This is a genomic window from Polaromonas sp., from assembly GCF_029945895.1.
Classification (GTDB): Bacteria; Pseudomonadota; Gammaproteobacteria; order Burkholderiales; family Burkholderiaceae_C; genus Polaromonas.
In genome coordinates, this window is record NZ_JAQSDL010000106.1 from 107420 (window position 1) to 120192 (window position 12773).

Below are 12773 nucleotides of genomic sequence, written 5' to 3' on the forward strand. Positions count from 1 at the left end.
TGACCCACTTTCACACCGCTTCGTGGCGCAAATACGTCTCAGGCCATGAACCGGGTTCAGTGCAGGGCGCGGTAGATTTCTTCGGCGAGCTCGCGGGAAATGCCCTCCACCGTGGCAATGTCCTCCGCGCTGGCCGAACTCACGCCGCGTATGCCGCCAAAACGCTGCAACAGGTTGGCGCGTTTTTTGGGGCCAATGCCGGCGATGTCTTCCAGGCGGCTGGCACCGACCCGCACCTTGGCGCGTTTGGCCCGCATGCCGGTGATGGCAAAACGGTGCGCCTCGTCGCGGATCTGGGCAATCAGCATCAGGGCCGCCGAGTCGCGACCGAGGTAGACCTTCTCGCGGCCGTCGGCAAAGACCAGCTCCTCGAGCCCGACCTTGCGCCCCTCGCCTTTCTCGACGCCGGCAATCAGGCCGAGGTCGAGGCCCAGCTCCTCGAACACCTCGCGCGCCATCGAGACCTGCCCCTTGCCGCCGTCAATCAGCACCAGGTCCGGCAGCCGGGCGGTGTTGTTGCGCGCCGCTTCAGCGAGCTTGCTGTAGCGGCGCATCAGCACCTGGCGCATGGCAGCGTAGTCGTCGCCCGGCGTGATGCCCTCGATGTTGTAGCGGCGGTATTCGGCGCTTTGCATCTTGTGGCCATGGAACACCACGCAGGAGGCCTGGGTCGATTCACCCGCCGTGTGCGAGATGTCGAAACATTCGATGCGCAGCGCATCGAGCTTGTCCAGCGACAGGTCCAGCGCCTCGGCCAGCGCGCGGGTGCGCGCCTGCTGCGAACCCTGCTCGGCCAGCAACCGGGCCAGCTGCAGGTCGGCGTTGGTCTGCGCCATCTCCAGCCAGATGCGACGCTGCTCGCGCGGCTGGTGGATCGCCGTGACCTTGTTGCCCGTCTGCATGACCAGCGCGGCGATCAGTTCCCTGTCCACCGGTTCGCTGCACACCAGCACGGGCGGCACCGGCACGCCGACATAGTGCTGGGCGATGAAGGCTTCCAGCACCAGGGCCTCGAGCTTTTTGGTCTTTGCAGGCACGGCGAGCTCAGCGCCCTCAGCGCCCTCTGCGCCTTCAGCAGCTTCGCCAATGTCTTCATCGAGTCCGGCCAGGTCGGCCGCGTGTTCGACATGGGTGGGGAAATACGGCCGGTCGCCCAGGTGCCGGCCGCCGCGCACCATGGCCAGATTCACGCAGGCCTTGCCGCCATGCACCTTCACCGCCAGGATGTCCACGTCCTTGTCACCGCCGGTTTCCATGGACTGCTGGTGCAGCACCTTGGACAGCGCCGAGATCTGGTTGCGCAGCTCTGCCGCCTGCTCGAACTCCAGCTTTTCGGCACGGCCCCGCATCTGCTTTTCCAGCTCGGTCAGGATGTCCCCGGCCTGCCCCTGCAGAAAACGCTCGGCGTTGGCCACGTCCAGCGCGTACTGCTCGGGCGTCACATGGCCGACACAGGGCGCGGAACAGCGCTTGATCTGGTACAGCAGGCAGGGCCGGGTGCGGTTGTTGAACACCGTGTCTTCGCAGGTGCGCAGCTTGAAGACCTTCTGCAGCAGCAAGATGGTCTCCTTGACCGCCCAGGCGCTGGGATAAGGCCCGAAGTAGCTGTGCTTTTTTTCGACCGCGCCGCGGTAGTAGGCGACGCGCGGAAAGGTGTGCGACGCGAGCTTGAGGTAGGGGTAGCTCTTGTCGTCCCGGAACAGGATGTTGAACTTCGGGTTCAGCGTCTTGATCAGGTTGTTTTCCAGCAGCAGCGCCTCGGCTTCGGAGCGCACCACGGTGGTTTCCATGCGCGCGATCTTCGTCACCATGTGGCCGATGCGCGTGCCACCGTGGTTCTTCTGGAAGTAAGTGGAGACCCGTTTTTTCAGGTCGCGCGCCTTGCCGACATACAGCACCGCGCCGTCCGCATCGAAGTAGCGGTAAACGCCGGGCATGGCCGGCAGCGCCGCAACTTCGCTGAGCAGCTGGGGGTCAAATTCGTGGGATGGGGTCATGGTGGTGGGTGCGCGTTGGGCCGGTGGGGGCCGTCTTCCGGAAGAAGTATCGGCAATTCCGGACAACTCCGGCTGGCAGCCCCCGTATTGTGGACAATCCGGGCATGGATCATCGCCCGCAATGGGACATTTTTTGCAAGGTCATCGACAACCACGGCGACATCGGCGTCTGCTGGCGGCTCAGCGCGGAACTGGCGGCGCGCGGGCAGCGTGTGCGGCTGTGGGTGGACGACGCGTCGGCCCTGCACTGGATGGCGCCCGAAGGCTGCGACGGTGTCGACGTCCTGCCCTGGCTGGAGCCGCTGGGCATGAACGTCCTGCGTCTGGGTGCCGCCCCCTGCGAGGTGCTGGTGGAGGCCTTTGGCTGCGAAATTGCTCCTGAATTCATAGCTGCCTGCGCAGACAGGGAAAGGGCTACAGGCCAAAAACCTGTATGGATCAACCTCGAATACCTGTCCGCCGAGCCCTGGGTGGAGCGCTGCCATGCCCTGCCCTCGCCGGTGCCACGCGGCCCGGCTGCCGGCTGGACCAAGTGGTTTTTCTACCCCGGCTTCAGCGCCGCCACTGGCGGGCTGCTGCGCGAGTCCACGCTGGCAGCGCGCCAGGCGGCCTTTGACCGGCAGGCCTGGCTGGCCGGGCGCGGCATTGACTGGAATGGCGAGATGCTGGTGTCGCTGTTCTGTTACGAGCCCCCCGCCCTGGCGCAGCTGCTGGACCACCTGGTGCAGATGGGCAGCGCCGCCGCGCCGGTGCGCCTGCTCGTGACCGCGGGCCGCGCCACGGCCGCCGTCCAGACCGCCGTTCATGACAAAAAGTGGCCACAGCCCAAGCAGGACGGGCGCGAGCCGCTATCAATTTCATACCTTCCCTGGCTGCGCCAGGACGATTTCGACCACCTGCTCTGGGCCTGCGACCTGAACTTTGTACGCGGCGAGGATTCGGTGGTGCGCGCGCTCTGGGCCGGCCAGGCCTTCGTCTGGCAGATTTACCCCCAGGCCGACCACGCCCATCAGGCCAAGCTGCAAGCCTTTCTGGACATGTTGCAGGCCCCGCCGTCGCTGCGGCGTTTTCATGAGGTGTGGAACGGCCTGCAGCGCGACTTGCCGGCTCCCGACCTGCCTCTGTGGTCCGGCTGCGCCCGCGCGGCCGGTCAGCGCCTGAAGGAACAGGCCGACCTGGCCACGCAGCTGCTGGACTTTGTCACGCAGAAACAGGGGCTTGCACCGTGAGGCTGCTGCTGGTGGAAGACGACACCATGGTTGGCCGGGCGATGCGCCAGGGTCTGGCCGACGCCGGGTTCAGCGTGGACTGGGTGATGGAGGGGCACGCCGCCGAGCGCGCGCTGGCCAACGGCGTCTACGACCTGGCCGTGCTGGACCTCGGCTTGCCCGGCCAGGATGGCATGGCGGTGCTCAAGGGCCTGCGCACGCGCGGCAACGCCGTGCCGGTGCTGATCGTGACGGCACGCGACGCGGTCGCCGACCGCATCGCCGGGCTCAACGCGGGCGCCGACGACTATGTGCTCAAGCCTTTCGACCTGGATGAGCTGATCGCCCGGGTGCGCGCGCTGCTGCGCCGCCATGCCGGCGGCGGCTCCCCCCTGCTGCAATGTGGCGAGCTGATCCTTGACCCGGTCCACAAACAAGTCAGCCTGAAAGGTGAAGCCGTGAACCTGTCCGCCCGCGAATTCGCACTGCTGGAGACCCTCATGCAACGGCCCGGCGCCGTGTTGTCACGAGCCCAGCTGGAAGACTCCATCTACGGCTGGGCCGAGGAGATCGGCAGCAATGCGGTCGAGGTCTACCTGCACAAGCTGCGCCGCAAACTCGGCGCTGACACCATCCGCAATGTGCGCGGTGTCGGGTACAAGGTGGTGGCACCATGAGCTACGCAGGGAGGGGCCCCGGCCTGCCGGGGGTAGCGGCCAGGGCGAACGACAACACAAGGAGCAGGCCATGAGCACAAGTCCCGTTCAGTCCATCCACCGCCGCGTTCTGGTCTGGGCCATGGGTGCGCTGGTGGCGGGCGCCAGCCTGCTGGTGGGCATCTCGTACTGGACGCTGGCGCACGAAATGGGCGAGGTGTTCGAAGACAACCTCAAGCAGGTCGCGCTCGCGGTGGCCAACCACCACGGCACCTACGGCATGGCGCGCACCCCCAGCCTGGCCGAGCAGTTGCCGCGGGTTTACGAGGAATACGGCAAGTTTGAGTTTGTCACCGCGGCGTGGACGCGCAGCGGCACCCTGCTGCACCGGTCCGACCCGGCCGTCAACCTGCCCTTTCGCTCGCGCAGCGGCCTGAGCGTGGTCAACATCGGCCACGAGCGCTGGCACCTCTACACCATCGTGCTTGAGGACGGCATTGTGCAGGCCGGCCAGCGCGACAGCGAGCGTCAGGCGCTGGCGCGTGAAACAGGCTCCGTGCTGATCCTGCCTGCCCTCGTGATGCTGGCCCTGCTCGCCGGCATGCTGACGCTGGCGCTGCGGCGTGGCCTGGCGCCGCTGGCGCTGGCGGCCAGTGAGGTCACGGCGCGCAGTGTCGAGGCGCTGCATCCGATCGCCCTGTCGGCCCACCCGCCGGAGCTGCACCTGTTGATAGGCGCCATCAACGACCTGATGGCCCGACTGGGCGGGGCCCTGTCACTGCAGAGGCTGTTCCTGGCCGACGCGGCCCACGAACTGCGTACGCCGATCACAGCGCTGCGGCTGCAGTTGCAATTGCTCGAACGCGCCAGCGATACGGCCCAGCGCGAGGAGGCGCTGGTGCAGCTGCGCGCCGGCATTGAGCGCGCCCAGCACCTGGTCGAGCAGTTGCTGCAGTTGTCACGGCTGGCGCCGGAAACCCCGGCCCTGCGCCGGGAAGCGGTTGATCTGGCAGAACTGGCACGATCCACCGTGGGCCGTTTCAGCGCCCGCGCCGATGACCGGCAGATTGACCTGGGCGCGGTGACCGAAGAAACACCCACTGTCCACGCCGATGTGCAGCAGTTGGCCATCCTGCTGAACAACCTGGTCGACAACGCCCTGCGCCACACGCCTGCAGGCGGGCGCATCGACGTGACCACCCGGGTTGAGCAGGGCCGCCCCTGCCTGAGCGTGACCGACAGCGGGCCGGGCATCAGCGCCGCTGAGCGGGAACGGGTGTTTGACCGCTTTTACCGGGGCAGCAGTGTCAGTGCCGACGGCCATGCGTCGCATGGCAGCGGGCTGGGCCTGGCTATCGCCCGGGCGGTCGCCGAACGCCATAGCGCCGACATCAGGCTGGACGAAGCGCCGGGCGGCGGCACCGGCTTGCGGGTCAGTGTGCTTTTTCCGGCCCGTTGAGGGCCACCAAGGGTGCCGGGCGGCAAGGCGCAAACAGATCACGCGACTTGTCATAGGCCAGGGTCTGGACATCGAGCACGCCGAGCAGCGAATGAAACAGGTTGTCGTGGCTGACCGCGGCGCCCGCGTTCGAGCGCAGGCAGTCCTGGTCGATCTTGAAGCTGCGACGAAACCCCGGCGACAACCACATCACAAACGGCACCTGTGTCTGCACAGCGGGCGCGATCGGGTAAGGCATGCCATGCAGGTAGAGGCCCCCCTCACCCAGCGACTCGCCGTGATCCGAGACATACAGCATGGCCGTGTCGTACTGCTGCTGCGCGCCCGCCAGGAAATCGATGACCTTTGAAACAAAGAAGTCGGTGTAGAGCAGCGAGTTGTCATAGGCATTGACAATTTCCGCAGCCGTGCAGACGCTCAGGTCTTCGTTCTGGCAAGCCGGGGAGAACTGCTTGAACACCGCCGGATAACGCTTGAAATAGGCCGGTCCGTGGCTCCCGAGCTGGTGCATGACGACCAGCAGGTTGCCTTTGTTGTCCCGGGCAATGCCTTCCATGCCCTGCAGCAGCACCTCATCCAGACAATGGCCCTCCGCGCACAGTGCCTCCACCTTGGCGTCGTCCAGCTGCTCGGCAGGCAGACCGTCGCAGACGCCCTTGCAGCCGGACTGGTTGTCGCGCCAGAGCACCTTGAAGCCGGCGCGGGCCAAGACGTGCAAGACCGATTCATGCCCGCGGATCTTTTCCTCGTCATAGTGACTACGGCCGTAGGGCGAAAACATGCAGGGCAGGGAAACCTCGGTCGAGGTGCCGCAGGCGGTGGCATGCGGGAAATTGATCACGTCCTGCCTGGCCAGCTGCGGATTGGTCTGGCGCGCGTAGCCGTTGAGCGAAAAATTCTGCGCGCGCGCGGTTTCGCCAACGATCAGCACAAACATGACCGGCCGGGTACGGGCGCTCCAGCTGGCACCCAGGCGGGCATCCTCGCCAACCGGCAGCTTGGGCTGCGATGGCCGCTGCACGCCGCCCAGTGCATTGCCGGCCAGCGCGGCCACCACATTGCCCGGCGTCAGCAGATAACGCACCTCTTTGTGGTTGCGCATCAGCGAGGCAAAGTCGGCAAACACCAGCAGCAGGCTGGCTGCGCCCACTGCCAGCGCGGCCGCGATCCAGCCCAGGCGGACGGCCAGCGCCCGCCCCAGGGTGCGTTGCTTCAACCGGGGCCACCAGATCAGCGCCGCCGGCAGGACACCCAGTAGCAGAACGTGCGGCACCATGCCCCAGACAAAGAGTTCCCGGGCCTCGTTGACATTGGTGGCCAGCACATTGCGCAGCATGGCGCGGTCCAGGTAAATGGCGTAATGGTCCATGTACCAGGCTGCAAAAGCCGTACACAGCACCAGCAGACTCAGCAAAGGTCTGACGGTCAGGCGTGTTGCCAGCAGCGCCAGAAAAGCGAAATAAAAGGCAGAGAAAGCGACAAACAGGGCAGCCGCAAAACCCCAGGTCGCCACCAGCGCCCACCCCCGGCCAGCCAGCGCGGCGCGCCAGAACGGCCCGTTGCCGCTGAGCAGCAGAAAGCCGACGCACAGCAGCACCAGGGTTTCGACCTGCAGGGACGGCCGCTGAAACCACGGTTTTGAGGGCAGGACGGGGGCCGGCGCCAGGGCGCCGGTGGCGGAAAAATTCATCATCGGGGCGGTGGGGATGACCATGGAAAGTCAGCCTGGAGTCAGGAAGCCCTGAAGTCTGTCTCCGGGACACTTAAACCACCCTTAAGCAGGCCCGGCAAGGAGGTCGGGGCCGTTCCGGGTGCTTGCCCGAAATAAAGTTAAAATGTGTGGCTTTGCATCGCCCCAGGTTTGGGCAATGCCGCATTCCCCGCCGCGGACCCGCGTCACCCCAGAGGCATTTGGCGGCCAACTCACTACTAGAAACTGTTATGAAAATCGCTCAAGAAATACGCGCTGGCAATGTCATCATGCACGGCAAGGACCCGATGGTGGTGCTCAAGACCGAATACAGCCGCGGCGGCCGCAACTCGGCCACCGTGCGCATGAAGCTCAAAAGCCTGATTGCCAACTTCAACACCGAGCAGGTGTTCAAGGCCGACGACAAGATCGACCAGGTCATCCTGGACAAGAAGGATTGCACCTACTCGTACTTCGCCGATCCGATGTATATCTGCATGGACGCCGACTACAACCAGTACGAAGTCGAAGCCGAAAACATGGGCGACTCGCTGAACTACCTGCAAGATGGCATGGAACTCGAAGTCGTGTTTTACGACGGCAAGGCCATCTCGGTCGAACTCCCCACCAGCGTCAACCGCGAGATCACCTGGACCGAGCCTGCCGTCAAAGGCGACACGTCCGGCAAGGTGCTCAAACCGGCCAAACTGGCCACCGGCTTTGAAATCGGCGTGCCAATTTTTGTCGCGCAAGGTGATGTGGTGGAGATCGACACGCGTACCGGCGAATACCGCAAACGCGTCTGATCCGCAACATCCCGACATTCTGACAAAAAGGCTCCTGATGGAGCCTTTTTGCATCCCGAAAACTTACTGAACCACCTATGGAACAAACAGACGACCTATCCGCCAGCCGGATCGCAGACGCGTGGGCAGAACTGCAGGCTCATTCCGACAAGGGTATGCCGCTGGAAGCCAACGCCTACCGGCTGGCCTTCGCCGACCCCGAGTTCCTGCTGCGCCGCGAGACCCGTGGCATCCGCTTCCAGCTGGAAATGCTCAAGCCGGACATGGAACAACAGTCCCAGGGCATCGAGAACACCATCGTGGTGTTTGGCAGCGCGCGCTTCCCGGCCCCGGAACAGGCCGAGGAGGCCCTGAAGCTCGCCCAGGCATCCGGCGATGCGCAGGCCCTGGCACTGGCAGAGCGGCAGGTGCGCAACGCCGCCTACTACGACCAGGCCCGGCTGTTCTCGCGCCTGGTCGGCGCTCACAGCAAGACCCGGCCGCCCGAAGAGCAGCTGTTCATCTGCACCGGGGGCGGTCCCGGCATCATGGAGGCCGCCAACCGGGGGGCGCAGGAGATGGGCGTGCCGACGGTGGGCCTGAACATCGCGCTGCCGCATGAGCAGAACTCCAACCCCTACGTCACGCCTTCGCTGAGTTTCAAGTTCCACTACTTTGCGCTGCGCAAGATGCACTTCATGATGCGCGCCAAGGCGCTGGTGGCGTTTCCGGGCGGTTTTGGCACGCTCGACGAGCTGTTCGAGGTCATCACGCTGGTGCAGACACGCAAGGCCAAACCGGTGCCCATCATCCTGTTCGGCACGGAGTACTGGCAACGCCTGATCAACTTCGACGTGATGATCGATGAAGGTGCGATTTCACCCGAGGATCTCAAGCTCTTCCAGTACGTCGACGACCCCCAGGTCGCCTGGGACGCGATCAAGACCTTTTATCAGTTGTAGCTGGCCGCAGCAGCCAGGCGGCACGGCTGCCCGCGCCCACCACCGCGCCGGTGGCCCAGAACACGCCCGCAATGCCGATGACCGCACCCAGGGTGCCGAACAGCATGGGCATGACCACACTCGAGGCGTTGATCGCCATCAGGCGCAGGCCCAGCGCCTCGCCGTGCCTGGCCTCGGGCGTGATCTGGTGCAGCATGCTCATGATCATGGGCTGCACCGTGCCGAGCGCAAAGCCCAGCAACACCGAACACAGGCCCATGCCCAAGGCTGTCCGCATGAACGGGTAGACGGCAAACAGCACCGCAGTCACGAGCATCGCCGTGGCCAGCACGCGCCATTCGCGCAGGTGCGCCGCCACCAGCGGCATCACCATCCGGATCGCTGCGGCAGCCACGGCAAAGGCGCCCAGGATGGAACCGATCACCGAGGCGCTGATGCCTCGTTCAAAGCCCAGCACCGGCACGACAAAGGTGTGCACGTCCCAGCAGGAAGACAGAAACCAGTTGACCAGCATCAGGCGGCGGAAGGTCGTGTCGCGCAGGAGGTCCCAGGCGCTGCCCCGCCGGGTGCCATGTGCGGCAATGACAGGCGGCAGCTCGCGCGTCTTGCGCACCAGAAACCAGCTGGCCAGCGGCAGCACCGCCATCAGGAAAAAAGCGGCACGGTAGCCTGAGATGCTGTTGGGCATGGCGCCCGCATGGTCGATCAGCAGCCCCGCAGAAAACGGTCCGACAAAATTGGAAATCGCGGGGCCGATCGACAGCCAGCTGAACACCTGTCGCAACTGCAAGCCCCCGGTCGCGGCCCGCCCGACGTGACGCTGCAGTGAAATCACGGCGGCGCCGGTTGCCCCGCCAGTGAGCAGCGCCGACAGACAGAGCACCGGAAACACCGGGAAAACCACCGCCACCCCGGCCCCCAGCACGGCTGCGACGACGCTGTAACCCATGGGCCGACGCAGGCCATTCCGGTCGGCAAAACGCCCCGCGGGCAGGGCCAGAAACACCTGGGTCAGCGCAAACAAGGCCAGCAACACGCCGACCGCAGCCGGGCTGTAACCCTCGCGCAGCGCCAGCAAGGGCGCGGCCATGCGGGTGCCAGCCATGCAGGCGTGCAGGCAGATCTGGGCCAGGATCAGGCGGGCAAGTTCTGGCGTCATGCAACTCAGGCCACCAGGGAGCCGATCAGCCCTCGTCCGGTTCCCGGTCCATGGGAATCAGCCGCGCAGAGTCAAGCTCCGGCAAGGCCTCGACGTTGCGCAGCGCCTTGCCCATGACCCGGCTGCGTTGCTCGGCGCTGCTCAGCGTATTGAGCACGGTTTCGGTCTGCGACTTGACCTTCGCCAGCACGTCGCCGAACTTGCCGAATTCGGTCTTGACCGCGCCCAGCACCTGCCAGACTTCGCTGGAGCGTTTTTCCAGCGCCAGGGTTCGAAAGCCCATCTGCAGCGAGTTCAGCATGGCCAGCAAGGTGGTTGGGCCGGCCAGCGTCACGCGGTGCTCGCGCTGCAGCACCTCCATCAGGCCGGGCCGGCGCAGGACTTCGGCATACAGCCCCTCGGTCGGCAAAAACAGGATCGCAAAATCCGTTGTGTAGGGCGGCTCGATGTATTTTTCCGAAATCGATTTGGCCTCCATGCGAATGCGCACTTCCAGCGCCTTGCCTGCCACCTCGGCGCCGAGCACGTCGGCGCGCTGCTGCGCGTCGAGCAGGCGTTCATAGTCCTCGTTGGGAAACTTCGCGTCGATCGGCAGCCAGACCGGGTCACCGTTGTCCGAACGGCCAGGCAGACGGATCGCAAAGTCCACCGGGTTCTTGCCGCCACGGCGCGTGATGACCTGTGCCGCGTACTGGTCGACGGTGAACACCTGCTCGAGCAGGGCCGAGAGCTGCGCCTCGCCAAAAATACCGCGCGCCTTGACATTGGTCAGCAAATGCTTGAGGTCGCCCACACCCTGCGCCAGCGTCTGCATTTCGCCCAGGCCCTTGTGCACCTGCTCGAGCCGGTCGGCCACCTGCTTGAAACTTTCGCCCAATCGCGTTTCCAGCGTGGTCTGCAGCTTTTCGTCCACCGTCTGGCGCATTTCGTCGAGCTTGGCCGAGTTGGTCTGCTGCAGCTGCGCGAGCTGTTTCTCCAGCGTTTCCCGGATTTCTCCCATGCGCCGCGCATTCGATTCGCTGACGGACTGGAGCTGTGTGGTCAGTGTGTCGGACAGGGTTTTCTGCAGCAGCGTCAGTTGCTGGGCGAACGCATCGATCTGCGCATTCTGGGTGCGGATGGCCTCGGCGCTTTGCTGCACCAGCGTTTGCTGGAAAGTGGCAAGACTCGTAGCCAGCTCCTGCCGACTGGCGCGCGAGCTGTCGCCGATTTCCCGCCGCAGCTCGCGCTCGAGCTTGTCGTTCCCGGCGGCCAGGCCGGCGAGCAGTTCTTCGCGGCCACTGTCGTCCGGCTTGCGCAGCAGCAGCCAGACCAGAAGGAGCAGGACAAGCAGCAACGCTGCGAGGACCAGCCAGGCTTGCAAGGAGTTCATCAGTGCTATTTATTTCGTAGCTAACACCGCAGGATTCAAGGGCGTCAGCGGCCTTTTATCCTTGAAGAAACCGATCAGGTTGTCGGCCGCCAGCATGGCCATGGCCATGCGTGTAGGCACCGTGGCACTGGCAATGTGCGGCGTCAGCACGACGTTCGGCACCGTGAGCAGGTCAGGATGGACCTGGGGTTCGCCTTCAAACACATCCAGGCCCGCCGCCGCAATACGCCGGTCGCGCAGCGCAGCAGCCAGCGCGGCATCGTCCACAATGCCGCCGCGCGCGATGTTGACCAGCGTCGCTGTCGGTTTCATCAGCGCCAGCTCGGCAGCGCCTATCGTGTGGTGCGAGGCCGGTGAATACGGCAATACCAGCACCACGTGGTCGGCGGTCCGGAGCAGTTCTTCCTTGCTGACGTAACTCGCCTTGCACTCTGCTTCCAGCGCAGCGTCCAGGCGCGAGCGGTTGTGGTAAATCACCTTCATGCCAAAGCCGTGTGCCCCGCGCCTGGCGATGCCCTGCCCGATGCGGCCCATGCCCAGCACGCCCAGGGTGCTGCCGTGGATGTCGGAGCCGGCAAACATGTCGTAGCTCCACTTGCTCCACTTGCCGGCACGCAGGTAATGCTCGCTTTCGGTGATACGGCGGGCCGTGGCCATCAGCAGCGCAAAGCCGAAGTCGGCGGTGGTTTCGGTCAGCACATCCGGTGCGTTGGTGGCCAGCACACCAGCCGCCGTCATGGCATCGATGTCGAGGTTGTTGTAACCCACCGCCATGTTGGCGCAGATCTTCAGTGTCGGGCAGGCCGCCAGCACCTCGGCATCAATGCGATCGCCACCGGTGGTGAAGGCGCCGTCCATGCCGCGCAGCTTTTCAGTCAACTGCGCTTTCGACCAGGTCTCATCCGCCTGGTTGGCATGCACCTCGAAATGCTGCTGCAGATGCGTGATGACTTCGGGAAAAATCGCCCGGGCAACGAGGACTTTGGGTTTGTTCATGGTTTGTCTCTGAAAAATTGAAACGACTTCACTGGAACCAGATGAAAGTCATCAGGATAAACAGCGGGATCAGGACCGCACCCGACCACGCCATGTAGCCAAAGAAACTCGGCATCTTCACGCCGCGGTCTTCGGCAATGGCCTTGACCATCAGATTGGGCGCATTGCCGATGTAGGTGTTGGCGCCCATGAACACCGCGCCGGCCGAGATGGCAGCCAGCGTCGGTGCCAGCGTGGTCATCAGCGTGGCGGGGTCCCCGCCTGCGGTGTTGAAAAACACCAGGTAGGTCGGCGCGTTGTCGAGGAAGGAACTCAGTGCACCGGTAGCCCAGAAATACATGGCCGGGTCGGGTTGACCGTCGGGCCGGGTGACGGCCGACACCACGGCGCCAAATGGCCCGGCGGCACCTGCCTTGAGCATGGCAATGACCGGGATGATGGTCAGGAAAATGCCGGCAAACAGCTTGGCCACCTCGGCCATGGGCCCCC

At 64.9% G+C, this 12773-nt stretch carries 11 protein-coding genes; 5 read left to right on the plus strand and 6 right to left on the minus strand.

What is annotated here, in order from left to right; all coding sequences use genetic code 11:
* Positions 1–56: 56 nt before the first annotated feature.
* Complete coding sequence (gene uvrC / locus PSV33_RS16335) at positions 57–1997, minus strand: excinuclease ABC subunit UvrC (RefSeq protein WP_300563323.1); 1941 nt, start codon at positions 1995–1997, stop codon at positions 57–59.
* Positions 1998–2101: 104 nt separating this feature from the next.
* On the opposite strand from uvrC, the gene earP reads away from it, so the two are divergent.
* The 3 genes from earP (at position 2102) to PSV33_RS16350 (ending at position 5320) form a co-directional block, all read left to right on the plus strand.
* The gene (gene earP / locus PSV33_RS16340; protein WP_300563324.1) at positions 2102–3226 is read left to right on the plus strand and encodes an elongation factor P maturation arginine rhamnosyltransferase EarP; all 1125 of its coding nucleotides are present in this window, start codon (positions 2102–2104) and stop codon (positions 3224–3226) included.
* Positions 3223–3882 carry a response regulator gene (locus PSV33_RS16345; protein ID WP_300563325.1) on the plus strand — a complete coding sequence of 220 codons (660 nt, stop codon included), beginning with the start codon at positions 3223–3225 and terminating at the stop codon, positions 3880–3882. The genes earP and PSV33_RS16345 overlap by 4 nt, the downstream gene beginning before the upstream one ends.
* A gap of 70 nt (positions 3883–3952) precedes the next feature.
* Complete coding sequence (locus PSV33_RS16350; protein WP_300563326.1) at positions 3953–5320, plus strand: ATP-binding protein; 1368 nt, start codon at positions 3953–3955, stop codon at positions 5318–5320.
* Here PSV33_RS16350 and PSV33_RS16355 read toward each other — a convergent pair.
* A complete protein-coding gene (locus PSV33_RS16355) occupies positions 5295–7034 on the minus strand; it encodes a phosphoethanolamine transferase (protein WP_300563327.1) in 1740 nt (579 codons plus the stop codon). The two genes, PSV33_RS16350 and PSV33_RS16355, sit on opposite strands and share 26 nt — an antisense overlap.
* A gap of 227 nt (positions 7035–7261) precedes the next feature.
* On the opposite strand from PSV33_RS16355, the gene efp reads away from it, so the two are divergent.
* Together efp and PSV33_RS16365 are read left to right on the plus strand one after the other, a co-directional pair.
* Positions 7262–7816 carry an elongation factor P gene (gene efp, locus PSV33_RS16360; protein WP_096667885.1) on the plus strand — a complete coding sequence of 185 codons (555 nt, stop codon included), beginning with the start codon at positions 7262–7264 and terminating at the stop codon, positions 7814–7816.
* Between the two features lie 77 nt (positions 7817–7893).
* A complete protein-coding gene (locus PSV33_RS16365; RefSeq protein WP_300563328.1) occupies positions 7894–8757 on the plus strand; it encodes a TIGR00730 family Rossman fold protein in 864 nt (287 codons plus the stop codon).
* Here the strand turns inward: PSV33_RS16365 and PSV33_RS16370 are convergent.
* From PSV33_RS16370 to PSV33_RS16385, 4 genes are all read right to left on the minus strand, one after another.
* Entirely contained in the window at positions 8735–9916 is a 1182-nt protein-coding gene (locus tag PSV33_RS16370) for an MFS transporter (protein WP_300563329.1), read from the minus strand. The two genes, PSV33_RS16365 and PSV33_RS16370, sit on opposite strands and share 23 nt — an antisense overlap.
* A gap of 25 nt (positions 9917–9941) precedes the next feature.
* Positions 9942–11288, minus strand: coding sequence for a DNA recombination protein RmuC (gene rmuC, locus PSV33_RS16375; RefSeq protein ID WP_300563330.1), 1347 nt, complete (start codon positions 11286–11288; stop codon positions 9942–9944).
* Positions 11289–11297: 9 nt separating this feature from the next.
* Complete coding sequence (locus PSV33_RS16380; RefSeq protein ID WP_300563331.1) at positions 11298–12284, minus strand: D-glycerate dehydrogenase; 987 nt, start codon at positions 12282–12284, stop codon at positions 11298–11300.
* Positions 12285–12312: 28 nt separating this feature from the next.
* Positions 12313–12773: sodium:proton antiporter (locus tag PSV33_RS16385; protein ID WP_300563332.1), on the minus strand; the 461-nt coding region annotated here is incomplete at its 5' end.